This window comes from Rhizobium sp. 05N49 (genome assembly GCF_056396805.1).
Window position 1 is genome coordinate 66,153 of record NZ_JBFTME010000008.1, and the last position, 25,364, is coordinate 91,516.

At 61.7% G+C, this 25,364-nt stretch carries 23 protein-coding genes; 10 read left to right on the plus strand and 13 right to left on the minus strand.

What is annotated here, in order from left to right:
- Nucleotides 1-272 precede the first annotated feature (272 nt).
- Nucleotides 273-518: a hypothetical protein gene (locus tag AC1DF8_RS17450; protein WP_018115403.1), complete on the plus strand. Its 246-nt coding sequence runs from the start codon at nucleotides 273-275 to the stop codon at nucleotides 516-518.
- Nucleotides 519-559: 41 nt separating this feature from the next.
- Here the strand turns inward: AC1DF8_RS17450 and solA are convergent, their stop codons facing one another.
- The 6 genes from solA to AC1DF8_RS17480 form a co-directional block, all read right to left on the minus strand.
- A complete protein-coding gene (gene solA / locus AC1DF8_RS17455; RefSeq protein ID WP_478154274.1) occupies nucleotides 560-1,690 on the minus strand; it encodes an N-methyl-L-tryptophan oxidase in 1,131 nt (376 codons plus the stop codon).
- A 9-nt stretch (nucleotides 1,691-1,699) separates the two neighbouring features.
- Nucleotides 1,700-3,193, minus strand: a complete 1,494-nt coding sequence (locus AC1DF8_RS17460; protein ID WP_478154275.1) for an HAL/PAL/TAL family ammonia-lyase — start codon at nucleotides 3,191-3,193, stop codon at nucleotides 1,700-1,702.
- Entirely contained in the window at nucleotides 3,190-3,966 is a 777-nt protein-coding gene (locus AC1DF8_RS17465) for an ABC transporter ATP-binding protein (RefSeq protein ID WP_018115400.1), read from the minus strand. Before AC1DF8_RS17465 ends, AC1DF8_RS17460 begins: the two co-directional genes overlap by 4 nt.
- Before the next feature lie 27 nt (nucleotides 3,967-3,993).
- Complete coding sequence (locus AC1DF8_RS17470) at nucleotides 3,994-4,698, minus strand: ABC transporter permease (RefSeq protein ID WP_018115399.1); 705 nt, start codon at nucleotides 4,696-4,698, stop codon at nucleotides 3,994-3,996.
- Nucleotides 4,699-4,708: 10 nt separating this feature from the next.
- Entirely contained in the window at nucleotides 4,709-5,434 is a 726-nt protein-coding gene (locus AC1DF8_RS17475; protein WP_018115398.1) for an ABC transporter permease, read from the minus strand.
- 105 nt (nucleotides 5,435-5,539) lie between these two features.
- Nucleotides 5,540-6,382, minus strand: coding sequence for a transporter substrate-binding domain-containing protein (locus tag AC1DF8_RS17480; RefSeq protein WP_113013788.1), 843 nt, complete (start codon nucleotides 6,380-6,382; stop codon nucleotides 5,540-5,542).
- A 176-nt stretch (nucleotides 6,383-6,558) separates the two neighbouring features.
- Here AC1DF8_RS17480 and hutC (AC1DF8_RS17485) point away from each other — a divergent pair, with 176 nt between their 5' ends.
- Entirely contained in the window at nucleotides 6,559-7,314 is a 756-nt protein-coding gene (gene hutC, locus AC1DF8_RS17485; RefSeq protein WP_112542070.1) for a histidine utilization repressor, read from the plus strand.
- A gap of 50 nt (nucleotides 7,315-7,364) precedes the next feature.
- Here hutC (AC1DF8_RS17485) and AC1DF8_RS17490 read toward each other — a convergent pair whose 3' ends face one another.
- From AC1DF8_RS17490 to hutI, 5 genes are read right to left on the minus strand one after another with little or no spacing between them, the layout of a single operon-like run.
- Complete coding sequence (locus AC1DF8_RS17490) at nucleotides 7,365-7,949, minus strand: HutD/Ves family protein (RefSeq protein ID WP_478154276.1); 585 nt, start codon at nucleotides 7,947-7,949, stop codon at nucleotides 7,365-7,367.
- A 3-nt stretch (nucleotides 7,950-7,952) separates the two neighbouring features.
- Complete coding sequence (hutU, locus tag AC1DF8_RS17495; protein WP_183879311.1) at nucleotides 7,953-9,641, minus strand: urocanate hydratase; 1,689 nt, start codon at nucleotides 9,639-9,641, stop codon at nucleotides 7,953-7,955.
- Between the two features lie 17 nt (nucleotides 9,642-9,658).
- Complete coding sequence (gene hutG / locus AC1DF8_RS17500) at nucleotides 9,659-10,459, minus strand: N-formylglutamate deformylase (protein WP_478154277.1); 801 nt, start codon at nucleotides 10,457-10,459, stop codon at nucleotides 9,659-9,661.
- Between the two features lies 1 nt (nucleotide 10,460).
- A complete protein-coding gene (gene hutH / locus AC1DF8_RS17505; RefSeq protein ID WP_113211049.1) occupies nucleotides 10,461-11,996 on the minus strand; it encodes a histidine ammonia-lyase in 1,536 nt (511 codons plus the stop codon).
- Nucleotides 11,993-13,252: an imidazolonepropionase gene (gene hutI, locus AC1DF8_RS17510; protein WP_478154278.1), complete on the minus strand. Its 1,260-nt coding sequence runs from the start codon at nucleotides 13,250-13,252 to the stop codon at nucleotides 11,993-11,995. Before hutI ends, hutH begins: the two co-directional genes overlap by 4 nt.
- A gap of 124 nt (nucleotides 13,253-13,376) precedes the next feature.
- Between hutI and AC1DF8_RS17515 the strand changes: the two genes are divergently transcribed.
- Complete coding sequence (locus AC1DF8_RS17515) at nucleotides 13,377-14,723, plus strand: formimidoylglutamate deiminase (RefSeq protein ID WP_478154279.1); 1,347 nt, start codon at nucleotides 13,377-13,379, stop codon at nucleotides 14,721-14,723.
- Nucleotides 14,724-14,780: 57 nt separating this feature from the next.
- The gene (hutC, locus tag AC1DF8_RS17520; protein WP_029616507.1) at nucleotides 14,781-15,506 is read left to right on the plus strand and encodes a histidine utilization repressor; all 726 of its coding nucleotides are present in this window, start codon (nucleotides 14,781-14,783) and stop codon (nucleotides 15,504-15,506) included.
- 231 nt (nucleotides 15,507-15,737) lie between these two features.
- Here the strand turns inward: hutC (AC1DF8_RS17520) and AC1DF8_RS17525 are convergent, their stop codons facing one another.
- The gene (locus AC1DF8_RS17525; protein WP_018115388.1) at nucleotides 15,738-16,763 is read right to left on the minus strand and encodes a LacI family DNA-binding transcriptional regulator; all 1,026 of its coding nucleotides are present in this window, start codon (nucleotides 16,761-16,763) and stop codon (nucleotides 15,738-15,740) included.
- A 268-nt stretch (nucleotides 16,764-17,031) separates the two neighbouring features.
- Here AC1DF8_RS17525 and AC1DF8_RS17530 point away from each other — a divergent pair, with 268 nt between their 5' ends.
- The 5 genes from AC1DF8_RS17530 (at nucleotide 17,032) to AC1DF8_RS17550 (ending at nucleotide 22,675) form a co-directional block, all read left to right on the plus strand.
- Nucleotides 17,032-18,078, plus strand: coding sequence for an ABC transporter substrate-binding protein (locus tag AC1DF8_RS17530; protein ID WP_029616506.1), 1,047 nt, complete (start codon nucleotides 17,032-17,034; stop codon nucleotides 18,076-18,078).
- A 68-nt stretch (nucleotides 18,079-18,146) separates the two neighbouring features.
- On the plus strand, nucleotides 18,147-18,968 hold the full coding sequence (locus tag AC1DF8_RS17535) for an ATP-binding cassette domain-containing protein (RefSeq protein WP_018115386.1): 822 nt from the start codon (nucleotides 18,147-18,149) through the stop codon (nucleotides 18,966-18,968).
- On the plus strand, nucleotides 18,965-20,224 hold the full coding sequence (locus AC1DF8_RS17540) for a sugar ABC transporter permease (protein WP_018115385.1): 1,260 nt from the start codon (nucleotides 18,965-18,967) through the stop codon (nucleotides 20,222-20,224). The genes AC1DF8_RS17535 and AC1DF8_RS17540 overlap by 4 nt, the downstream gene beginning before the upstream one ends.
- Nucleotides 20,225-20,248: 24 nt before the next feature.
- Nucleotides 20,249-20,977, plus strand: a complete 729-nt coding sequence (locus AC1DF8_RS17545; RefSeq protein ID WP_478154280.1) for an SDR family oxidoreductase — start codon at nucleotides 20,249-20,251, stop codon at nucleotides 20,975-20,977.
- 63 nt (nucleotides 20,978-21,040) lie between these two features.
- Nucleotides 21,041-22,675, plus strand: a complete 1,635-nt coding sequence (locus AC1DF8_RS17550; RefSeq protein ID WP_478154281.1) for an FGGY-family carbohydrate kinase — start codon at nucleotides 21,041-21,043, stop codon at nucleotides 22,673-22,675.
- A 27-nt stretch (nucleotides 22,676-22,702) separates the two neighbouring features.
- On the opposite strand, the gene AC1DF8_RS17555 is transcribed toward AC1DF8_RS17550, so the two are convergent.
- Nucleotides 22,703-23,596 carry a helix-turn-helix domain-containing protein gene (locus tag AC1DF8_RS17555; protein ID WP_478154282.1) on the minus strand — a complete coding sequence of 298 codons (894 nt, stop codon included), beginning with the start codon at nucleotides 23,594-23,596 and terminating at the stop codon, nucleotides 22,703-22,705.
- Between the two features lie 292 nt (nucleotides 23,597-23,888).
- Between AC1DF8_RS17555 and AC1DF8_RS17560 the strand changes: the two genes are divergently transcribed.
- A complete protein-coding gene (locus AC1DF8_RS17560) occupies nucleotides 23,889-25,340 on the plus strand; it encodes an aldehyde dehydrogenase (protein WP_183886713.1) in 1,452 nt (483 codons plus the stop codon).
- Nucleotides 25,341-25,364 lie beyond the last annotated feature (24 nt).

Here is a 25,364-nt window from a genome sequence, read left to right on the forward strand (position 1 = left end):
TCGCGATCCCCAATTCTAGTTGCAACTTTCAATATGCTACTTATAAGGTGTGTAGATATACCTCGGAAATCGGGAAATGTTATCGTTTCTCTATCAATAATGGCATAAAGCATTTCGTTTACGCAACTCATGGGGTGTGTTAGCGTTTTCGTTAACGGGCAAGATCCGATTCAACATTCCGTTTCCAGATCGATGCAGGCGGACCTGCTCGATCGCGAAACTTTCGCCAGGCTCGGAGGCAAATCAAGGCGATGGCCGATGGAATTTCTGATATGAATGACAGCAATGGTCCGGTGGGATTTCTGCGACTTTTCCGCCTCATTTCTGCGGCGAGAAAGAGCGCCTCATCGTTGGAGCTCATGGATCTCGTGCGGCTGATGGACATGGCGCTCATGCAGACGGCGCTCGACTGGGAAGGGCTTGATGCTGAGAACCTGGATGAGCGGGCTTTCCTCAACCTCATCCGCGAGAAGCGGGAAATTGCCGATAGGCCGCACCTACGCGCTGTCCCGAACTGACGTGATCATCACCAGCTTCCGAGGGTCGCAGGAGCTGGTATTCAGATCTTTGCAAAGGAAAAGGCGTTGATCGGGAGGTCGGTCCGCCCATCGATGGCAAGATCCGCGAGGATTTCGCCGATGACGCTCGTGAACTTGAAGCCGTGGCCGGAGCAGGGCGAGGCAACGACAACGTTCTTTTCGCCGGGCATGTGGTCGAGAAGAAAATCCTCGCTCGGCAGCATCGTATAACGGCAGGTCGTTGCCTTCACGCGAAGGCCGGCCGCGCCCGGAATCCGCTTTCTGATAAATCCGTCAAGCAGGGCCCTGTCGGCGTCATTGACGGGCGGGTTCGGCTGGTCGGGATCGATCGGTTCGCGGAAATGTGCGTGTTTGCCGATCTTCACACCGTCGACCCCGATGGCCGGGAAACCGAAATAGGAGCCCTCCGCACCTTCATCCCGCAGGAAGCAGGGCATCCTCTGCGGCTGAGTGGCAAAACCATCCTGCGGCTGATACCAGGCGACCACCTGACGGATCGGTACGGCTGCGCGCCTGAGCTGCGGCACGAGTTCGGCAATCCACGAGCCGGTCGCCACCACGATCTTTCTTGCCCGATACTGTCCGGTCTCGGAGATGATTGTCACGCCGCCGTCATCGGGCTCGATTGCCGTGATCTTCTCACCGAAGTGCAGAACCGCGCCACCCTCTGCGGCGAGCTTCAGATAGCCCATGACTGCGGCTTCGGGGCGAAGATAGCCGCCCTGCGGATCAAGCAGGCCGATCTCGTGGTCATCGAGCTGGAAGGCTGGAAAGCGCCGCGCCATTTCCGCCTTGTCCAGCGCCTCATGGGCAAGCCCGTGCAGCTCGCAGGAGGCACGCGTACCGCCGACGACCTTGCCGTCGGGGGCGCCGATCTGCAGCACGCCCGTGATCGTCAGGATATCGGTGCGCAGCCGCGCTTCCAGCGATCGCCAGTTCTGATAGGCGCGTTTGAGCAGCGGCACATAGGAAGGATCTTCGAAATAACCGAGCCGGATAAGGCGGCTGTCACCATGCGACGAACTCAACGCATGGGCGGGGAAATACGCGTCAAAACCAATCGCCTTGACACCGCGATCCGCAAGAAAGGCGAGCGCAGCACTCCCCATGGCGCCGAGGCCGATAACGGCGACGTCGAAGCTGGCGTTCATGAAGTCTCCTCAGGGAATTGCCGGTGCAGCGGCCTCGCGCAGAAACCCGCGCAGGGCCTCGATGTCACGCGAAAGAGGCCGATCATCGGCATAGGCAGGGACGATGGCGCGCACCGCTTTATAGATTGCATCCGTTCCCGTTGCCCGCGATGCGGTGCCGGCAAGGAATTCGTGCGCCTGTGCAGCCGCCATCAATTCGATCGCCAGAATGTATTCGGCGTTGTCGATCAGCGCGAGAAGCTTATTGGCGGCGGCCGTCGGATGCGCCAGGAAATCCTCCTGGAGGCCCGATGTGACGCCGCCATCAGTGGAAGCCGGTGCGGCGAGCCGCCGGTTCTCATTGGCAAGGGCTGCTGCCGTATATTGCGCGATCATGAAGCCGGAATTGCTGCCGGCATCGCTTGCGAGGAAGGGCGGCAGGCCGCTCACCAACGGATTGACGAGGCGGTCCATGCGCCGCTCGCTCATCACGGAAATCTGTGCGAATGCCGTAGCAAGCCCATCGGCAGCCAGTGCGAGGGCAGGGGCTACGGCATGTGCCTCGGAGGATACGATCGGCTTTTCGGGCGTGCCCGATATGGCGGGATTGTCGGTGACGGAGGCAAGTTCCTGATCGACAACGAGGGCCGAGGCATCGAAGACATCGCGCGCAGCGCCATGAGCATGCGGGATCGAGCGCAGGCTGAGGGCGTCCTGCGTTCGTTTGCCTGTCGCAGCTGATATCAGCCCGCTGCCGGCAAGTCGGGCGCGCAGCGAAGCGCCGACGCTGGCGATGCCCCTGGAGGGGCGCAGGGCGAGAACAGTTGCATCGAAGGCCGCCATCTGGCAGCCGGCTGCTTCAAGCGTCAGTGCTGCGATCGCATCGGCCCAGTCGAGCAGCCGCTCGGCACGTGCGAGCGCAACGCTTGCGAGCCCGGTCGCACAGGCCGTGCCGTTGACGAGGCTCAGGCCCTCCTTGGCACCGAGCACCAACGGCTGGAGGCCGATGGCGGCAAGCGCATCGCGCCCGTTCATAGAGTTGCCCTTGACGCGGGCGCTGCCTTCACCGATCAGCACCAGCGCGTTGTGGGCATTATGGGTGAGGTAGCCCGCCGAACCCTTGGAGGGAACGTCGGGAATGCAACCTTTTTCGAGAAAAGCGGCGAGATGGCGGACGATTTCGGGGCGCACGCCGGAATGCCCGTGGGCAAAATTGGCAATCTGTGCGGCGATGATGGCGCGCACCTCGCGCGGCGCCAGCAATTCTCCGACGCCAACAGCATGGCTGAGAATGATATTGCGTGACAGCCGGCTCTGTGAGGCCCGGTCAACCACAGTGTCCGAAAGCGCGCCAACACCGGTATTGATGCCATAGGCCCTGACGCCGCTCTCGACGATGCGCTCGACGATGCGGCTCGCATGCGCGACACGATCCCAGGCCACTTGCGATAGGGCAAGCGTCTCCCCCTCGGCCACGCGTGCAATATCGCGCCAGCCGGCGGCTTTATCGATGGTGATGATCATTGGCCGTTTCCGAAATGGCCGATGAACTGGCGGAAGGCCGGTGATGCGCCGCCGCCGAACATTTCGTCCGGCGTGCCGCTGCTTTCGACCAGCCCTTCGCGCATGAAGACCACGCGGTTCGACACATTGCGGGCAAAGCTCATYTCGTGGGTGACGACGAGCATSGTCATGCCCTCYTCGGCMAGCGCGCGCATGACGCGCAGGACTTCRCCSACCARTTCCGGATCGAGCGCCGATGTCGGTTCGTCGAAAAGCATCACCTTCGGCTTCATGGCGAGCGAGCGGGCAATTGCTGCACGCTGCTGCTGGCCGCCGGAAAGATGTGCAGGGTAGGCATGGCGCTTGTCGGCAATTCCGACCTTTTCGAGCAGCGCTTCGGCTTCGGCAATGCATTCGGCCCGTGGCCGCTTCAAGACATGGACCGGCCCTTCGATGACATTCTGCAGGATGGTCATGTGGGACCACAAATTGAAGGACTGGAAGACCATACCGAGTTCAGAGCGGATGTGATCGACCTGCTTCTGGCTCGCCGGCTTCGTCTTACCGTTCTTGTGGATCATCTCGATATGTTCGCCGTCGACCCAGATCTCGCCATCGGATGCGATCTCCAGCAGGTTGATGCAGCGCAGGAAGGTGGATTTACCGGAGCCGGAGGCGCCGAGCAACGAAATCACGTCACCGTCCTGAGCGTCGAGCGATATGCCGCGCAGCACCTCATGGGTGCCGAAGCTCTTTCTGATATTGCGGACCGAAAGTCGGGTTACGCCGGGCATGGAAGCTCCAATCACGTTCAGTCGGGTTCAGGCCTTCAAGGCCGGCGGAATGGCGCGGCGATGACGGGAAAGCCAATATTCCAGCAGGGCCATGGCCTGCAGGATGATGAAATTCAAAACAAGGTAGATGATGGCCGCGCAGAGGAACACTTCCATCGTCCGGTAGGTCTGCGAGATCAGCCGCTGCGCCACGCCCGTCACTTCCCAGACCGTCACCAGGCTCGCAAGTGCAGTCGATTTCATCATCAGGACGATTTCGGTCGAATAGGCCGGCAGCGCATGTCGGAAAGCGATCGGCGCCAGGATGCGGCGCACCATCAGGAAGCCGGACATGCCGATGGCGCGGGCCGCCTCAATTTCCTTCGGCGAGACGGCGCGGATGCCGCCACGGAAGATTTCGGCCGAATAACCGGCGGTACAGAGTGCGAGCGACAGCACCGCGCAGACCATTGGCTCACGCAGAAAGGGCCAGAGAAACGAGTAGCGGATGACGCCGAACTGGCCGAGACCGTAAAAGACCAGGAACATCTGGATCAACAGCGGCGAGCCGCGGAAGACGAAAATATAGCCCTTGGCGAAGCCTGACAGGATCGGATTGCCGCTGACACGCATGGAAACGATGACGAGCGCGAGCAGCCCGCCGAAGAAGATCGACAGGAAGAACAGGATCAGCGTCGTCGGCACAGCCTTGAGCAGCGTGACCATAGTGCTGGAAAGGAAGGCGATATCCATTTGGTCCTCCCTAAGCCTGGCCCATGGCCGAAGCCGGCATGCTGCGATTGGCCTTGCGCTCGGCGCCGTTGAAGACGCGGTCCGACAGGCTGGTGAGGATCAGGTAGAGAGCGCCGCCGACAATGTAGAACAGGAAATATTGTCGGGTCGAACCGGCCGCGACCTGGCTCGAACGCATCAGCTCGGCGAGGCCGGTGACGGAAATCAGCGCGGAATCCTTCAGGCTGAGCTGCCAGACATTGCCAAGGCCGGGAATGGCAAAGCGTAGGACCTGTGGAATGACGATGCGGCGGAAGCGTAACCCGCGATGCATGCCGATTGCCGAGGCGGCCTCGAGCTCGCCTTTGGAAATGGCAAGATAGGCGCCGCGATAGACTTCCGCCTGGTAGGCGCCGGAGATGATGCCGACGGCAAGCGCACCGGCAGCAAAGGACGGCAGGCCGAGGAAGCCCTCATAGCCCATGGACTGGCCGATGGCGGTGATCGCCGTAGAGCCGCCGAAATAGATCAGGTAGATAATCAGCAATTCAGGCACACCGCGGAAGACGGTTGTGTAGATATGGCCGATCGCGACGAGGATGAAATTTCCGGAGAGCTTCGCCCCGGCGATGATCGCGCCGAGCACGGCGCCGATGGCCAGCGCCGTGGCGGTGACACTTAATGTCAGCAACAGGCCGAGAAGCAGAAACGCTCCCCACCCGGTTGAACCGAATCCGATGAGTTCGAGTGTCGCCATGGGCCTTCCCCAGCGCTGTCGTCGTCAAAATGACGGGCGGTCAGAATAGCACGTGGTCCCCGATCAGAAAGCGGAGACCACGGAACGCGGCTTTCAGTCGAAAGCTTAGTTCTGCGGGCTGACGTCGACCTTGAACCATTTCATCGAGAGGTTCTTGACCGTGCCATCGGCGAGCGCGGACTTGATCGCTTCGCTCAACTTGTCGCGCAGGTCAGTATCGGCCTTGCGGATGCCGAGGCCTTCGCCTTCGCCCCAGATCGAGCCTACGATTTCAGGGCCGGTGAAGGCGAGCGTGTCGTTGGCGGACGCAAAGGCATTAGCGAAATAGACAGCGTCGTCGAAACCAAGGTCGATACGGCCGTTCTGCAGGTCGAGGTCGCGGTCGGCGCCAGTCTTGTATTCGCGGATCTCGGCGATGCTGCCGAAATTGTCATAGACGAATTTGGCATAGACGGTCGCAGCCTGAATACCGATCGTCTTGCCCTTGAAGACTTCCTTGAGCGCGTCGATTTCCTTCACGCCGGTCTGGCCAGGTGTCATCTTGATAATTGCGCCGGTGCCGGCAGCATTCGCAAGCGGGCTATCCTTGGCGGTCGCAAAGGCTGCTGGCGTTGCTGCATAGGGAACGGTGAAATCGATGACCTGCTTGCGCTCTTCGGTAATCGACAGTGCATCCATGATGACATCGAACTTGCCGGCATTCAGCGCAGGGATCATGCCATCCCAGTCGGAGGCAACCAGTGTGCACTCGATCTTGGCGCGTTCGCACAGAACCTTGGCGAGTTCCGGTTCGAAGCCGCCGAGCGTGCCGTCGGCATTGGTGAGGTTCCAGGGAGCGTAGGCGCCTTCGAGCGTGATGGTCGCCTTCGTCCAGTCCTTGGCAGAGGCAGGCGCCGCTAAGGCCGCTGCCGTCATCGCGCAGGAAAGAAGAATCGTGCTGAACTTCATTGATGTGATCTCCTCTGAGATTGGACAGACCTTGCGGTATGAATGCCGATCTTCGCCGGCTTGCCTGCTATTTTTTGATCGGCAGGTTGTATAGGGTACCATATGAGATATTTTGTGTTATGCAAGTGGAAAGTCGATTTAGAAGGCAGATTCCACCGGTGCAAAGGGAATAGGCAATGAAGCGTTCCGGCGAGATGAAGCGTGAACTGGCGGAAAATGACGGTGGCCCGCTTTATGCTGGCGTCAAGCAGGTCATTCTCGACCGGATCCGCAGCGGCGAATGGCCGCCGCGACACCGGGTTCCCTCGGAAAACGAGCTGGTGGTGGAGCTCGGCGTCAGCAAGATGACCGCCAACCGGGCGCTCCGGGAACTGGCGAACGAAGGCGAACTCCTCCGCATCCAGGGCGTCGGTTCCTTCGTTGCGGAACGCAAGGGCTATTCGGCGCTCTTCGAGGTGCGCAATATCGCCGACGAGATCGCCGAGCGTGGCCACACACATGAGGCGACAGTCATCGTTTTGGCCGAAGAGACGGCTTCTCCGGAGGTTGCCGATGCGCTCGAACTCGATATCGGCGCGCCGGTTTTTCACTCGCTGATCGTCCACAGCGAGAACGGCGTGCCCGTGCAGATCGAGGACCGCTTCGTCAATCCTGGAGCGGCGCCAGATTATCTGGCGCAGGACTTTTCGACCCTGACGCCAAATGCCTATCTGACGGCGGCGGCGCCGCTCAGTGCATCGGAGCATATCGTCGAGGCTGTGATACCGCGCGCCTGGGAATGCAAGCTGTTGACAATCCTGCAGAGCGAGCCGTGCCTCGCCATTCGCCGTCGCACCTGGTCGGCTCGTCAGGTGGTTTCGACCGCGCGTCTCGTCTATCCCGGACATCGCTACAGGCTGGAAACGCGTAGCGGCAAAATGTTCGAGGAATGATCCAGTTGTATATGGAACCTGTCGCGAATGGGCCCTATTGCCGGAAGGTGTCATTGCTTTTCCGCCCAGCCGATTGAAATGGCGTAGCAAAGCGCACGGCCGCCGAGGTTGAGCCCATCGCTTCCGCCTTCCTCGAATAACAACGCATCACCGGCGCCAAGCTCGATCCTCTCCGGACCTGCGTCAACAGTCACGGTTCCGTTGGCGCAGAAGAGCATGAAGCTCCCTCGCGTAAACTCCTCTCGTTTCTCACCATCGATCTCGATCCGCGCAACAGCGTGCCGGAGCGTGCTGCGTCGGGTCATGACATTCAGGTCGGTGATCGCTCCATCAGGCAGCGTTGCCGAGACCGCAATATCTGCAGCAAAGGCAAGCGGATCGCTTGCCCGCGTCAGGACCACCGGATCACGCCCCTCGATCAGGAGCCGCATGCCATTGCCTTCCAGGATCGACAGCGTGCGGTCGATCCCGGGAAAGACTGAGAAAGGGCCGTCGGAGGCGACCGTCGCCATGCTGACCCGCCAATCGAAATCGGCAAGTCCTGCGCCCTGGGGCGAAATGGCGATTTCCACCGTTTCGCCGCCGCCGTTCTTCCAGGGCATGCGCTTGTGATCGGCAGAGCGCAGGATCTTCATGGCTCAGTTCCCGAGGATGCCGGGCAGGCGCAGGCCCTTTTCCTTGGCGCAGTCGATTGCGATGTCGTAGCCGGCATCGGCATGGCGCATGACACCGGTCGCCGGATCGTTCCAGAGAACATTTCCGAGACGGCGCGCCGCATCGTCAGTACCGTCGGCGCAAATGACCATGCCGGAATGCTGCGAGAAGCCCATGCCGACGCCGCCGCCGTGATGCAGCGATACCCAGGTGGCGCCCGACGCAGTGTTGAGCAGCGCGTTCAGGAGCGGCCAGTCGGAGACGGCATCCGAGCCATCCTTCATCGCTTCCGTTTCGCGGTTCGGCGAGGCGACGGAACCGGAATCGAGGTGGTCGCGGCCGATGACGACAGGGGCCTTCAGCTCGCCGTTCCTGACCATCTCGTTGAAGGCGAGGCCGAGGCGATGGCGGTCGCCGAGGCCGACCCAGCAGATGCGGGCCGGCAAGCCCTGGAATGCGATGCGCTCTCTGGCCATGTCGAGCCAGTTGTGCAGGTGCTTGTTGTCGGGCAGCAGTTCCTTCACTTTGGCATCGGTCTTGTAGATATCTTCGGGATCACCCGAGAGGGCCGCCCAGCGGAACGGGCCGATGCCGCGGCAGAAGAGCGGGCGGATATAGGCCGGCACGAAGCCCGGGAAGGCGAAGGCGTTTTCGAGACCCTCGTCCTTGGCGACCTGGCGAATGTTGTTGCCGTAGTCGAGCGTGGGAACGCCAGCATCCCAGAAGGCGACCATGGCCTCGACATGGGCCTTCATCGAGGCGCGGGCCGCAGCTTCGACCGCCTTCGGATCGCTCTCGCGCTTGGCCTTGGCTTCGGCAACGGTCCAGCCAACCGGCAGGTAGCCGTTGCGTGGATCATGGGCGGAGGTCTGGTCGGTAACGATATCGGGGCGCGGGCCACCGGCCTCCATGCGACGCACCAATTCCGGAAAGATTTCCGCGGCATTGCCGACGAGGCCGACCGATTTTGCTTCGCCGGCCTTGGTCCAGCGCTCGATCTTTTCCAGCGCCTCGTCCAGCGTGTGGGCCTTTTCGTCGACATAGCGGGTGCGCAGGCGGAAATCGATGCGGGTCTCGTCGCATTCGACGGCCAGGCAGCAGGCACCGGCCATGACGGCTGCGAGCGGCTGGGCGCCGCCCATGCCGCCAAGGCCGCCGGTCAGGATCCACTTGCCCCTGAGATTGCCATTATAGTGCTGGCGCCCGGCCTCGACGAAGGTCTCGTACGTGCCCTGCACGATGCCCTGCGTGCCGATATAGATCCACGAGCCGGCCGTCATCTGGCCGTACATGGCAAGGCCTTTCTTGTCGAGCTCGTTGAAATGATCCCAGGTCGCCCAGTGCGGCACGAGGTTGGAATTGGCGATCAGCACGCGCGGCGCATCCTTGTGCGTGCGGAACACGCCGACCGGCTTGCCGGACTGAACGAGCAGCGTCTCGTCCTCGTTCAGGGTCTTCAGCGTTGCCGTGATGCGGTCGAAATCGTCCCAGGTGCGGGCGGCGCGGCCGATGCCGCCATAGACGACCAGCTCATGCGGGTTTTCGGCGACGTCGGGGTCGAGATTGTTCATGAGCATGCGCAGCGGCGCTTCGGTCATCCAGCTCTTGGCGTTGAGCTGATCGCCGCGTGGGGCGCGGACGTCGCGGATATTGTGGCGCGGGTTTACGGTCATGATGATGTTCCCTTGTTTTAGCGTTTCAGACCGAGCGCGATCTCTTCGATCCGCGTCAGGATAGATTTGAGATGGATGCGCAGCTTGTCAGCCTTGGCGTCGTCATAGGCGAAGGGCGATGCTTCGGTTGTCAGATGCGTTGATTGGGCGAGCTCCATCTGGATGGCGTGAACGCCGGTTTCTGGCCTGCCGTAATGGCGGGTCGTCCAGCCGCCCTTGAAGCGGCCGTTCAGAATGCTGTCATAACCCGTCGCAGCCGCGGCAATGGCGACGGTCGCCTGTTCGATTGCCGGATCGCAGGTCTTGCCCATATCCGTGCCGATATTGAAATCCGGCAGCTTCCCATCGAAGAGGAAGGAAATGTGCGAGCGGATGGAATGGCAGTCGTAGAGTACGACGACACCGTGAATGGCTTTCACCCGCTCGATCTCGGCCGCAAGGGCGGCATGGTAGGGCGCATGGTATGTGCGCAGTCGTTCGGCGATATCGGCTTCGGTTGGTTCTGCCCCGGTCTTCCAGATCGGCTTGCCGTCGAAATCCGTCTCCGGGATCAGCCCGGTCGTGTTCTGGCCGGGATAGAGGCTCGTACCGGCGGGATCGCGATTGGCGTCCAGCACATAGCGGTGGAAGGTGGCGCGCACGACGGTCGGGTTGTCGAGCAGGCCGTCATAGAGATGGTGGATATGCCAGTCGGTATCGGAAAGTAGCCGGCCGGTCTCATTCAGACGCTCCCAGATGTCGGCGGGAACATCGGTGCCCGTGTGCGGAAAGCCGAGGATGACGGGGGACTTGCCTTGCTTGACCTCGAAAACAGCCATGTCAGACCTCCAGAGCCGGCAGGATGCCGCTTGAAACGGATGCGTTGAGAGCACCGCCGCCAACGAGAATGCTGGCCGCCTTCAGGTCATTTGCCATGTAGCGATCCTCCTCGAGCGAGGGCACGACGTTACGGATCGCGGCGATTGCTTTCGTCAGTTCGGGGCTGGTCGCAAGCGGCGCGCGAAGCTCGACGCCTTGCGCTGCGGTCAACGCTTCGATGCCGACGATGGCGAAGAGATTGTCGGTCATCGGCAGAAGCCGGCGTGCGCCGTGGCAGGCCATGGAGACGTGGTCTTCCTGATTGGCCGATGTCGGCGTCGAATCGACGGAAGCCGGGTGCGACATCTGCTTGTTTTCGCTCATCAGCGCCGCGGACGTGACTTCGGCAATCATCAGGCCGGAATTGAGCCCTGGCTTCTTTGCAAGGAAGGCCGGCAATCCATACGAAAGCGCAGGATCGACGAGCAGCGCGATGCGGCGCTGGGCGATCGCCCCGATCTCGCAGACGGCGAGCGCGATCTGGTCGGCGGCGAAGGCAACAGGCTCTGCATGGAAATTGCCGCCGGAGACGACCGAATTATCCGAGAGCACCAGCGGATTGTCCGTCACGGCATTGGCCTCGATTTCCAGTGTGCGCGCAACCGAGCGCAGGAGGTCCAGGCAGGCGCCATCGACCTGCGGCTGGCAGCGAATGCAGTAGGGATCCTGCACGCGCTCGTCGCCTTCGATATGGCTCTGGCGGATCGGCGAGTTTTCGAGCAGGGCGCGAAGTGCTGCTGCCGTATCGATCTGACCCCGATGACCGCGCAGCGTATGAATGTCAGGATGGAACGGTGCGGACGAACCCATGGCGGCATCCGTCGACATGGCGCCGGTAATCAGCGCCGATTGCGCCGCCCGGTGGGCGCGGAAGAGACCGGCGAGCGCGAGCGCCGTCGAGGTCTGCGTGCCATTGATGAGCGCAAGCCCTTCCTTGGCGGCGAGCACGATGGGATGCAGCCCGGCCTTGAGCAGCGCAGTTGCGCCATGCAGCCTCTCGCCCCCGAAGAAGGCCTCGCCATGGCCCATCATGACGGCCGTCATATGGGCAAGCGGCGCAAGGTCGCCGGAAGCGCCAACCGAGCCCTTTTCCGGAATGACAGGGATGACGCCGCGAGCCATCATCGCTTCGATCAGCCGCACAAGCTCCAGACGCACGCCGGAGGCGCCGCGGCCGAGCGAAACAAGCTTCAGCGCCATGATGAGGCGCACGACATTTTCCGGCAGCGGTTCGCCGACGCCGCAGCAATGCGACAGGATCAGATTGCGCTGGAGCGTTGCCACATCGGCGCTGTCGATCTTGATCGAGGCGAGTTTGCCGAAGCCGGTATTGATACCGTAGACCGGCGCATTGCCGGCGGCGATCTCGGCGATGCGGTTCGCCGCCCTGATGATGCCGGCGTCGAAGGATGGGTCGAGCTTTGCCGGGACGCAGGTCCAGTAAATCGTTGCGAGATCCTGCAGCGAGACGGAGCCCGGATGGAGGGTAATGGTCATCGGTCGATCCTCTGGCCCTTGAAAATATGTGCGTGAAGTGGGTTGAAGCCGATGCGGTAGACGAGCTCGGCGGGGCTTTCGATATCCCAGATCGCCAGATCAGCAGACTTGCCGGCCTCGATCGTGCCGGTCTCGCTAAGCAGGCCGAGTGCACGGGCGCCCTCGCGGGTTGCGCCGGCGATGCATTCCTCCACCGTCAGCCTGAACAGCGTCGCCGACATGTTCATGGTCAGCAGCAGCGATGTGAGAGGCGAGGTGCCGGGATTGCTGTCCGTGGCGATGGCGATGTGCACGCCGGCCTGCCTCAAGGCCTGAACCGGCGGCTTCTGCTTCTCGTTGATGGCGTAGAAGGCACCCGGGAGCAGAACCGCAACCGTCCCGGCCGCCGCCATTGCCTGCGCGCCATCTTCATCCAGATATTCCAGATGATCGGCCGAAAGCGCACCATAGGAGGCTGCGAGTTTCGCGCCGCCGAGATTGGAGAGTTGTTCGGCATGGAGCTTGACGTGAGTACCGAGCGAACGGGCCTTGTCGAAGACCCGCGCGATCTCATCGACTGAGAAGGCGATGCCTTCGCAAAAACCGTCAACGGCGTCGACGAGGCCTTCGGCACGTGCCCGCTCCAGGCCCGGCAGGACGACATCGGATATGTAATCCTGGTTCCGTCCCTTGTATTCGACGGGTGTTGCATGGGCGCCGAGATAGGAGGTGATGACCCTTACCGGCCGGTGGTCTGCAAGTGCGCGCGCGGCGCGCAGCATCTTCAGTTCCGCCTCGATATTGAGCCCGTAGCCGGACTTGACCTCGATGGTGGTCACGCCTTCCGAGATCAGCGTGTCGAGCCGCGGCAGGGCGGCCTCGACGAGGCCTTCGACGGACAGCGCATTGGTTGCCTTCACCGAGGAGACGATGCCGCCGCCGGCGCGCGCGATTTCTTCATAGGTTGCGCCTTCGAGCCGCATCTCGAATTCCCGCGCACGGTTGCCGCCATAGACGATGTGGGTATGGCAGTCGACGAGGCCGGGCGTGACCCAGCGGCCTTCGAGATCGGTAATGTCGGCCGCCTCGATCAGCCAGGACGGCAGTTCGGCTTCCGGCCCTGCGTAAAGGATGCGCCCGCCTTCACAGACGACGGCGCCTTTTTCGATAATGCCAAGGCCCGGCAGATCCTCCCGCAACGTCGCAAGGCGCGCATTGCGCCATAGCGAGCGAGCGCTGGAATTGCGGCCCGATCCGGAAAAATTGTTCCCACTCATCAGCTTTACGCCTTTCCTTATGGCTGAATATGTATATACATAATAAAAAGGGTGACAAGTAGAAATTTATGGCCTTTCGCATAAAGGCAAGCGAAGCGGTCAATTGCGAAACGGGAGAGCGATCATGACGAAACTTCATGCAGCGGCTGCCTTGTTAGCCGAAGGCTGGCGCAAGAATGTGCGCCTGACGCTTGCGGACGGACGCATTGCCGCAATCGAAATGGATGTTGCGCCTGACGCCGATGACGAGCGTCATGCTGTCCTGCTGCCGGCAATGCCGAACCTCCACAGCCATGCCTTTCAGCGGGCGATGGCGGGGCTTGCGGAAGTGCGCGGCCCGGCCAATGACAGTTTCTGGAGCTGGCGCACCGTCATGTACAAATTTGCGCTCTCGATGACGCCAGACCATGTCGAAGCTGTAGCGGCGAAACTCTATATGGAAATGCTGGAAGCCGGCTTCTGCCGCGTCGGCGAGTTCCACTATCTGCATCACGACAAGGATGGCAGCCCCTATACGAATATCGCCGAAATGGCCGAAAGGATTGGTGCTGCGAGTGCCGAAACCGGCATCGGATTGACGTTGCTGCCGGTTCTCTACGCTCATTCCGGCTTTGGCGGCGCGGCGCCCATCGAAGGGCAGCGCCGCTTCATCAATTCCGCCGAGAGTTTTGCGCGGCTGATGGAAGGTTGCCGACAGGTTACAGGAGGGCTCCCTGGTTCGGAGATCGGTGTCGCGCCGCACAGCCTGCGCGCCGTCACGCCGGAGGAACTATCTGTCGCCATTGCGCTCGCCGATAACGGCCCCATCCACATTCATGTCGCCGAGCAGGTCAGGGAGGTTGAGGATTGCCTCGCCTGGTCCGGTGCAAGACCCGTCCAATGGCTGCTCGACAATGCGCCGGTTGATCAGCGCTGGTGCCTCATCCACGCAACTCACATGACGGCGGACGAAACACGGCGGACGGCAAGGAGCGGCGCCATTGCGGGCCTCTGCCCGATTACCGAAGCCAATCTCGGCGACGGGACATTTTCGGCACCGCTATTCTTGTCCGAAGCCGGGCGCTTCGGCATCGGGTCCGATTCCAACATTCTCATTTCCATTGCCGGGGAACTTCGCCAGCTCGAATATTCCGAGCGTCTGGCGCTACGTGCCCGCAATGTCATCGCCAGCACTGGCGGCTCCACCGGCCAGGCCCTCTTTGAACACGCGCTAGCCGGCGGTGGTGCAGCATTGAAGGCACCGGCGGGTCTTGCTGCAGGCAATTATGCCGACATCGTATCGCTTGATACCAGAGCGGTTCCCTATCTTTCCGAAGGCCAGGTTCTCGATCATTGGATCTTTGCCGGTGATGTCGCAGTCGACAGCGTCTGGGCGCTCGGCCGCAAGCAGGTCGAATACGGCCGGCATCTGCGCCGCGAGCTGATCGACCGGCGCTTCATCGCGGCGATGAAGGAGCTCTTGGCAGCATGACGATCTTTCCTCCGCGCTTCCCAGGCGCTACAGCGGGAGGGAAGCCGGAGCGTAATGATGAATGAACCCAAGGAAACGACCTTACATCAGCGTATCCTCAGTGATATCGAGGGCCGTATCGTTTCGGGCGAATGGCCGCCGGGCTACCGCATTCCCTTCGAAGTGGAGCTGACCAAGCAATACGATTGCTCCCGCATGACGGTAAACAAGGCCCTGACCCAGCTGGTGAAGGCCGGGCTCATCGAGCGCCGCAAGAAATCCGGCAGCTTCGTCATGCAGCCGCAAGCCCAGGCCGCGGTGCTCGAGATCCACGATATCAAGGCGGAGGTTCAATCCCTCAATCTCGCCTATTCGTACAAGGTCGCGAAACGCGTGCGCAGAAAGGCGCAATCGCAGGATCGCCAGATGCTGGACCTCCAGCAAAATTCAAGCCTGATCGAAGTCATCTGCACGCACTATGCCGGATCGAAGCCTTTCTGCCTGGAAAAGCGGTTGATCAATCTTCAAACCGTGCCGGAAGCAGCGGACGAGGATTTCGAGGAAACGGCCCCAGGCCCGTGGCTTCTGAGCCTGGTTCCGTGGAGTGCGGCGGAGCATAAGATATTTGCAGTTGGTGTCGATCAAGAGGAAGGCGCCATGCTTTCCATCCCCGAGGCAACTGCTTGCCTCGTCATCGAACGACGTACCTGGAACAAGTCCGGACCGGTAACGCATGTGCGCTTCGTCTATCCCGGAAATCGCCACGCGCTCTACGCGCGCTTCACTCCCGAAGCGGTGAAGTAGGCCTGTTTCCCCGCAGAAAAGGCGTCCGGTCACCTCGTATGACCGAACGCCTGTTTTTGCCGCCGCACTGGGTCGACGGCTTCCCATAGAGAGCGACTTTCCCGGCGTCAACATCCCTAAAACAAGGGTATTGCGAAAGTCGACGCTTACCTTAAAGCAACAGATTGTTGGAGATTTCTGTCAGCACCTCGCCGACAGGATCGTCGCCTGGCCCGCAGCGGACAGCGCTGCCTAGGCTTCCTGCGCTTCCGGAATGAGCGGTGGCACCTGGATGACGACAGGCTTGTCGGCACCGGATTCGATGAGCTCGAAAACCTTGTTCAACATGCCCGGCACGTCCTGGCGCACCATCTCGATGCCATTGCCGAGCAGGGTCACAAAAGGGTCCCAGTCGAAACAGCCGAGCACAAGGCTGCGGTCGTCGAGATGGCCTGAGCGGCGGATCCAACGCATGACACCTTCGAGCGAGATCGTCGAGTTGACGAACATGCCTTTGGGTAGGGCATTGCCGCGCAGCGCGCGCTCGTCCAACGCTTTTTCGGCCTTTTCAGGGGCATAACCGCAGGCGAGTATATTCTCCTCGTGCACGGCGACACCGAGATCCTCATGCGCAGCGCGAAAGCCGCGGATGCGCTCGGCCGTGTTGTGGTCGCTGCCGCGCCCGCCAATGAAGAGCAGCGGCTCCATCCTGCCGAGCCTTTGCTCGCTGTTTTTCAGGATCCGGCGTGTCAGTTCCCGCGCGCCGGCGAAATTGTCCGAGATGACCGAAGGGGCAAGCGCGCCTGGAAGGTCGAGGTTGAAGCTGCGCACGCCGGCCGCCGCGCACATTTCAGTGATCCGGTCGGGATCGGTCGCACCCGTCGCGATCAGGCATTCGACCTGGTAGGAGAGCATGGTGCGCGCCGCCTCGACCTCCAGCTGCGGGTCGCGGCGTGTACAGGTGATGATCGGAAAAAGGCCGCGCGCACGTGCCATGTCTTCGAAGAGTTCGACGATCGATCCGAAATAGCGGTTGTCGTATTTAGGCACGATCATGCCGATAATATGGGATTTTTCGCGCCTCAGCAGGCTCGCCTGCATGTTCAGCGCATACCCCTGCTCCTCGGCGATCCGGATGATCTTTTCGGCAAGCTGGCTGCTGATCCTGCGCTTCTTCCAGTTGCCATTGAGCACGGCGCTGACGGCGCTGGCCGATGTGCCGGCAAGCTCCGCCAGATCATAGATCGTCGTCCTCTTCGTCTGCTTCACCTGATTCAAAATGCCTTCTCCGTTTGACGGTAACTTGACATCAATCTGCGGAAGTGGCAATTCTTGCTTCATCGATTGAGCAAGCTTGCGCAATCGATGATACAACCGGTTAATCGGCCGGTACAGGGAGGTATTTCTAAGGGGCTGCGGAGAGGCTGTCCTTTTGCAGGGGCGCTTTGCTCGCCGGTTTTATGGCGGCGAGAGCGGCGAGCGGGCAAACCGCAGTGACTTCCAGCAATGCCTGGTCCTGTCTTTCGATCACACCAAGGAGGAGAAAATGAATTATCGCAATTTGCTCATGGCATCCGTGACAGTTTTCATGGGGCTTGCCGGTGCGGCTTCAGCTCAGGAAGCTGCGACCGTCGCTTTCCTGATGCCTGACCAGGCATCCACACGTTATGAGCAGCACGATTTCCCCGGCTTCAAGGCCGAGATGGAAAAGCTGTGCCCGAAGTGCACGGTCATCTATCAGAACGCCAACGCCGACGCCTCGCTGCAGCAGCAGCAGTTCAACTCGGTGATAGCCCAGGGCGCCAAGGTCGTCGTGCTCGACCCCGTCGATTCTGCCGCCGCCGCTGGTCTCGTCGAGATCGCCCAGTCGCAGGACGTCAAGGTCATCGCTTATGACCGCCCGATTCCGGACAAGCCTGCTGACTACTACGTCTCCTTCGACAATGAAGGCATCGGCTATGCCATCGCCAAATCGCTTGTCGAACACCTGAAGGCTGCCGGCGTTGCCGATGGCGCGGGCGTGCTCGAAATCAACGGCTCGCCGACCGATGCGGCCGCAGGCCTGATCCGGGATGGTATCCATCGCGGTCTGAAGGAATCGGCATACAAGACGCTTGCCGAGTATGACACCCCGGAATGGGCGCCGCCGAAGGCACAGGAATGGGCTGCCGGCCAGATCACCCGCTTTGGCGCCGACATCAAGGGCGTGGTCGCCGCCAATGACGGCACGGCCGGTGGCGCGATTGCCGCCTTCAAGGCCGCCGGTGTCAAGCCGGTTCCCCCGGTCACCGGCAATGACGCGACGATTGCAGCGCTTCAGCTGGTTATTTCCGGAGATCAGTACAACACGATTTCCAAGCCATCGGAAATCGTCGCGGCAGCCGCTGCCAATGTTGCGGTGCAGATGATCAAGGGAGAAAAGCCGGAAGCCAAGACGACGCTTTACAATACGCCGTCTCAGCTGTTCATCCCTGCCGTCGTGACGGCAGAGAACATCAAGGCAGAAATCTTCGACAAGAAGATCCAGACGCCCGAGCAGATCTGCACCGGTGAATATGCCGAAGGCTGCAAGAAGCTTGGCATTACCAACTAAACGCGGTTGAGTGAACTCCGGCCGCGCCCGTCGCGGCCGGATGCCCCTATGGCAAGAAGGACTGCCCCATGAGCAGGGATCTGAAGGATATGCCGGAGAAGGGTCAGACGATCCTCCGGTTGAGCAATATTTCCAAAAATTTCGGCGCCGTGTCGGCGCTGACCGACATCGAACTGGACGTGAAGGCCGGCGAGGTCGTGGCGCTGGTCGGTGACAATGGTGCCGGCAAGTCGACCCTGATCAAGGTCCTGGCGGGCGTGCACCAGCCTTCGTCCGGAACGATCGAGTTCTGCGGCCAGAACGTCACGCTCGACAGTCCCGGCAAGGCGCTGGAACTCGGCATTGCCACTGTCTTCCAGGATCTCGCGCTCTGCGAAAACCTCGACGTCGTCGCCAATCTTTTCCTCGGCCATGAAATCTCTCCGTGGGGCCTCGACGAAGTGGCCATGGAAGTGCGAGCCTGGACTTTGCTCCGGGAACTTGCCGCCCGCATCCCCTCGGTGCGCGAGCCGATCGCCTCGCTTTCCGGCGGTCAGCGCCAGACGGTTGCCATCGCGCGTTCGCTGTTGCTCGATCCGAAGATCATCATGCTGGACGAACCGACCGCAGCGCTCGGTGTCGCCCAGACTGCGGAGGTGCTGAACCTGATCGAGCGCGTCCGCGAACGCGGCCTCGGTGTCATCATCATCAGCCACAATATGGAAGACGTGCGCGCCGTGGCGGACCGCATCGTCGTGCTGCGCCTTGGGCGCAACAATGGCGTCTTCACGCCGGATTCGTCCAATCAGGAACTCGTCGCCGCCATCACCGGCGCCACCGAAAACGCCGTCTCCCGGCGCATCGAGCGCAAGACGGGTGCTGCCCATGAAACCAGCGGGAGGCCCGCATGAGCCAGAAGATGTCAGAGACTATCCGCCAGCCGGCTACCCTTGACCGCAGCGACGAGCGCGTCCGCCACGACGACAACATTACGGGCATGGTCAAGGCCTTCTTCGACCGCGTACGCTCGGGCGATCTCGGCATGCTGCCGGTTTTTGTCGGCCTGATCGTCATCTCGACGGTCTTCTCGCTGCTCAATCCGGTGTTTCTGGCGCCGAACAACCTCGTCAATCTGCTGTTCGACTGCGCCACCGTCGGCGTTATCTCGCTCGGCATCGTCTGCGTGCTGATGCTCGGAGAAATCGATCTCTCCGTCGGTTCGATGAGCGGTCTTTCCTCTGCCATCCTCGGCGTGCTTTGGGTCAACATGGGCTGGCCGATTCCTCTGGCGATCCTGGTCGCGATCGTTGCCGGCATTATCGTCGGCGCGCTCTACGCGGTTCTCTATAACAGGCTCGGCATGCCGAGCTTCGTCGCCACACTGGCCGGCCTGCTCGCGCTGCTCGGCATGCAGCTTTATATCCTAGGACCAACCGGCAGCATCAATCTGCCTTACGCCTCGCCGCTCGTCCGTTTCGGCCAGATCCTCGTCATGCCGGACTGGCTGTCCTACGTGCTTGCCCTGCTGCCGGGCGTGGTCCTTGTCGTCAATGAAATGCGAAAGCGCCGCCAGCGCCAGGCCTCGAATCTCTCCTCGCCACCGGTTGGCGCTCTCGCGATCAAGGCGATCGTGCTCACTGCCGCGCTGGAATTTGCCGTTTATTATCTCAATCTCGGCCGTGGCGTGCCGTGGATGTTCGGTCTCTTCGTCGCCATCGCCGTCATCCTCAACTACGCGCTGACGCGCACAAAATGGGGACGCTCGATGTTTGCCGTCGGCGGCAATCGCGAAGCGGCGCGCCGCGCCGGCATCAATGTGCGTCGCATCTATCTCAGCGCTTTCGTGCTTTGCTCGACGCTTGCCACGATCGGCGGCATCCTGTCGGCCTCGCGACTTGCCTCCTCCAGCCAGCAGGCCGGCACCGGCGATGTGAACCTGAACGCCATTGCGGCGGCGGTCATCGGCGGTACCAGCCTGTTCGGCGGGCGCGGCAGCGCCTATTCGGCTCTGCTCGGCATTATTGTCATCCAAGCGATTTCCAACGGGCTGACGCTGCTCAATCTCAGCTCGTCGCTGCGCTACATGATAACAGGTGCTGTTCTTGCCATCGCCGTCATCGTCGATTCGCTTGCCCGCCGGTCCCGTGTCAGCCACGGCCGCGCCTGACCCGCATTCTCAAGGAGTATTCACGTGACTGATCTCATGAAAGGCAAGGTTGCCGCCATTACCGGTGCGGCATCTGGCATTGGGCTGGAATGCGCCCGTACGCTTCATGCCGAAGGCGCAACCGTCGTGCTCATTGACCGTGCCAAGGACAAGCTCGAGTCGCTCTGCAAGGAGATCGGTAAGGGCGCCCTGCCGCTCGTCGTCGATCTTCTCGACGGCCCGCAGGTCTCCGGCATGTTGCCGCGCATCCTGGAAGCCGCTGGCCGGCTGGATGTCTTCCACGCCAATGCCGGCGCCTATATCGGCGGGCCGGTCGCCGAAGGCGATCCGGATGCCTGGGACCGGATGCTCAACCTCAATATCAATGCTGCCTTCCGCTCGGTCCACGCCGTGCTGCCGCACATGATCGAGCAGAAGTCCGGCGATATCCTGTTTACAAGCTCGATCGCCGGCGTCGTGCCGGTGGTCTGGGAGCCGATCTATACCGCCTCGAAATTTGCCGTTCAGGCCTTCGTCCATTCGACCCGCCGCCAGGTCGCACAGCATGGCGTGCGCGTCGGCGCCGTATTGCCGGGACCGGTCGTCACCGCGCTGTTGGATGACTGGCCGAAAGCCAAGATGGAAGAGGCGCTCGCCAACGGCAGCCTGATGCAGCCGAAGGAAGTGGCCGAGGCCGTGCTCTTCATGCTATCGCGGCCGCGCAACGTCACCGTCCGCGATCTGGTGATCCTGCCGAACAGCGTCGACCTCTGAGGTTGACAGGTCCGGTTCCGGATTGCTCTAGAACCTGAAACTGCCGATTTGAAACGAGAGATCATGAGCGACACTTCACGCACGCCACCAGCGGGTGCCAAACATGTTATCGGCGTCGATGTCGGCACCGGCAGCGCCCGTGCGGGCCTGTTCGACCTTGATGGCCGGATGCTTGCATCCGCCAAGCGGGATATCACGCTCTTCCACGAGGCCGGTTCGATCGTCGAGCAATCGAGCACCGAAATCTGGGCAGCGGTCTGTGCCGCCGTTCGCGAAATCGTGGCGACAAGCGGTGTCGATCCGGCTTCGGTTGCCGGCCTGGGTTTCGACGCGACCTGCTCGCTGGTCGTGCTCGGCAAAGGTGGCGGACCACTGCCCGTCGGTCCTTCGGAAGATCCGAACCGGGACATCATTGTCTGGATGGATCATCGCGCCGTTCCGCAGGCGGAGCGCATCAACGCGCTCGGTCATGACGTGCTGCGTTATGTCGGCGGACGTATCTCGCCCGAGATGGAAACGCCGAAACTGCTTTGGCTGAAGGAAAACCGGCCGCAGGTATTCGATGCCGCCTGGCAGTTCTTCGATCTCGCTGATTTCCTGACCTGGCGGGCAACCGGCGACCTGTCGCGCTCGACCTGCACGGTCACGTGCAAGTGGACCTATCTCGCCCACGAGAAACGTTGGGATGCCTCCTATTTCCACCAGATCGGCCTCGGCGTACTGGCCGACGAAGGTTTTACCCGTATCGGGCAATCGATCGTCGAGCCGGGTTCGGCACTCGGCCAGGGACTGACCGCGGCTGCGGCCGGTGAACTTGGTCTCCTGCCGGGAACGGCGGTTGCCGCCGGTCTCATCGATGCACATGCCGGCGGTATTGGAACGGTCGGGATCGGCGCCGGCCCGCAGGCCAATCTCGGCTACGTCTTCGGCACCTCGTCCTGCACCATGACATCGACATCGCAGCCGGCCTTCGTTCCGGGCGTCTGGGGTCCCTATTTTTCGGCCATGGTGCCGGGCATGTGGTTGAACGAGGGCGGCCAGAGTGCGGCAGGCGCGGCCATCGATCAGTTGCTCTCTTTCCATCCGGCTGCCAGCGAGGCGCGAGAGCTTTCGAAACGTGCGGGTGTTCCGCTGCCGGCCCTGTTGGCAGACATGGCGGTGCGGAAGGCAGGGCGCTCCTCCGATGCCGTCGAGCTTGTCGCAGGCCTGCATGTCGTTCCCGAATTCCTCGGCAATCGCGCACCCTTTGCCGATCCGCATGCCCGCGCCGTCATCGCCGGCCTCGACATGGAGAGGGATATCGACAGTCTGGTCGCGCTCTACATCGCCGGTCTTTGCGGCATAGGTTATGGCCTGAGACAGATCATCAACACCCAGGCCGATGCCGGCGTTACCATCGAGAACGTCGTGATCAGCGGCGGCGCCGGCCAGCATGATTTCGTCCGTCAGATGCTTGCCGATGCGAGCGGCAAGCCGGTGATCGCGACGAAGGCCGAGGAACCTGTCCTTCTGGGCGCGGCGATCCTCGGCGCCGTCGCGGGCGGTCTGTTTTCCGATATGCGCGCGGCGATGACGAAACTCTCGGCCGTTGAGAAGACCTATGAGCCGGCGCAAGGTGCGATCGCTGATCGTCACGCAAAGCGTTATGAGGGTTTCAGGCAGTTCCAGACGCTGACGCGTGAGTTGCGGAAATTCTGAACGGCCGTCGTCCCAGTCGCGAGTGTCTCACGGCCAGGCGGCAAAGGACGGGACGAGGTCTTTCTCCGACTGCGCGGCGATCTTGCGCCGGTAGGCGCCTGGCGGCTCGCCGACACGGTTCTTGAAGAAGCGGCTGAAATAGCCGGGATCGCGAAAACCGAGCCCGAAGCCGATCTGCTCGACCGACTGCTGCGATTGCCCAAGCCGCAGTTTCGCCTCGGCGATCAACCTTTCGTGGATCAGTTCCAAGGGGCTTTTCCCGACGCCGGCGATACAGACCCGATGCAGATGGTCATAGGTGATGCCCATGGTGCGAGCGATATCGGCAATCGCCGGCTGCTCGCGATAGCGCAGTTCGACGATCTGCCGGAACCGCTGCAGCGTCATTGCCCCGGTGCCAGACGTCGTCGGCAAGGAAGCTCCGGAGGCTCGCCAGAGCCGCAATAGCAGCACGGAGAGATAGGCGCTTACGATGGCAGTTCCTCCCGGTAGAAGATGCTGTCCTTCCTCGGTCATCACCGCGAAGGCGCGACCGATGTCTGCTGCAGGCCCGGCAAGGTTTTCGCCTTGAGCGACGACGATCCGCTCGATCATGTCGTGCAGCTGGACGGCAGCCGGACTGTCGCCGACCGTCCTGTGGACGACATTTTCGGCGGCCAGCAGCATCGCTCCTTCACCGCCGGCGGCAAGGACGAATCTGCCCGCAACCCGTCGTGGCAGCCAGAGCAATGCCGGTGCTGCAAGCCCGAGTTCCTCCTGCCCGTCGATGAACAATGTCGCCTTGCCGCGGGAGACGAAGAAGGCCCTGTAGGAGGGGCGGCTGTCACGGGTGCCCAGGCTCCAGGTCTGGCTACCGAGACCGGCGGCAATCGCCGCCGCGATGACAGACAGAGCTGGCGTATCAACCGATCTTTCGGCCATGTCTGCCTCGAAACTTAAAACGATAGTGCTGCCGTTGTTGCTCGGCAAATTCTCGGAAAAAGTACAATAGACTGCCAGAAATATCCATTCTATTTCGTGGCGGATTGGTTCCTACTGGATTGCGAGGAGAACCTGATATTCAGGCGGCAGGGTGAGGAACTTCCCGTGAAAGACTTCGATTGCCGGGCGTGAGCGCCGGATTCGCATGAGCCCGGCATATGCCGGAAACCAGCAAACATCATCGCGCCATCCCTTGGGAGGGACAGCAGGCGCATATCGGAAAGGGAACGAGATGGTAGACCTGATGCTTCTCATTGGGGGCCGCACCATGCCGGCCTCGAACGGCGTGACTTTCGAACGGCTGAACCCGATTACCGGTCAGGTGGCAACCACGGCCGCTGCGGCAACGCTGGACGATGCGCATGCGGCCGTCGTTGCAGCAGCTGCAGCCTTTCCGGCCTGGTCGGCGCTCGCTCCGACTGAACGGCGCAAGCGCCTTTCAAAGGCTGCCGACCTCCTGGATTCCCGCACGGGCGAATTCATCGCCGCGATGGCCGAGGAAACCGGCTCGACTGCCGCCTGGGCAGGCTTCAATGTCTATCTCGCCGCCAACATGCTGAGGGAAGCCGCGGCCATGTGCACCCAGATCAGTGGCGAGGTCATCCCGTCGGACAAGCCGGGCCTGATGGCAATGGCCGTGCGGCAGCCGGCCGGCGTCGTCCTCGGTATCGCTCCCTGGAATGCTCCTGTCATCCTCGGCGTGCGTGCAGTCGCCCTGCCGCTTGCCTGCGGCAATACCGTTATCCTCAAGGCGTCCGAGCTTTGCCCCAGGACACATCACCTGATCGGCGAGACATTGCAGGAAGCAGGTCTTGGTGACGGTGTCGTCAATGTCGTGACCAATGCTCCTGCCGATGCCGCGACCGTTGTCGAAAAGATGATCGCCCATCCGGCGGTACGCCGCGTCAATTTCACCGGTTCGACCCGCGTTGGAAGGGTGATTGCAGAGGTTTCCGCGCGCCATCTGAAACCCGTGCTGTTGGAACTCGGCGGCAAGGCCCCCTTCCTGGTGCTTGATGACGCCGATATCGGGGAAGCGGTGAAGGCCGCGGCCTTCGGCGCATTCATGAACCAGGGTCAGATCTGCATGTCGACCGAGAGGATTGTCGTCGACGAGACGGTCGCCGACGAGTTCGCCGAAATGTTCGCCCGCAAGGCCTCGACGCTCGTCGCCGGCGATCCGCGCCAGAGCAATTCGCCCCTCGGCTCGATGATCGGTCTTGATGCGGTGGAACGCGTCAACGGCCTGATCGAGGACGCGGTTTCCAAGGGAGCACGCCTGCTGGCAGGTGGCCGTGCAGTCGGAACACTGATGGATGCGACGGTGCTCGACCACGTGACGCCGTCGATGCGGATCTATGGCGAGGAGAGCTTCGGACCGGTTGCCTGCATGGTGCGCGTGCGTGGTGTCGATGAGGCGGTCCGTGTTGCCAATGATACAGAGTATGGCCTGTCTGCCGCAGTCTTCGGCCGGGATGCCACCCGCGCGATGCAGGTCGCAAGACGGATCGAAAGCGGCATCTGCCATGTGAACGGTCCGACCGTTCATGACGAGGCACAGATGCCGTTCGGCGGCGTGAAGGCCTCCGGATATGGCCGCTTCGGCGGCAAGGCCGGCATCAACGAATTCACCGACCTGCGGTGGCTTACCGTGGCATCGCAGCCGGGGCATTATCCAATCTGATGCCAGGACTTTGTAGCCGGGCAC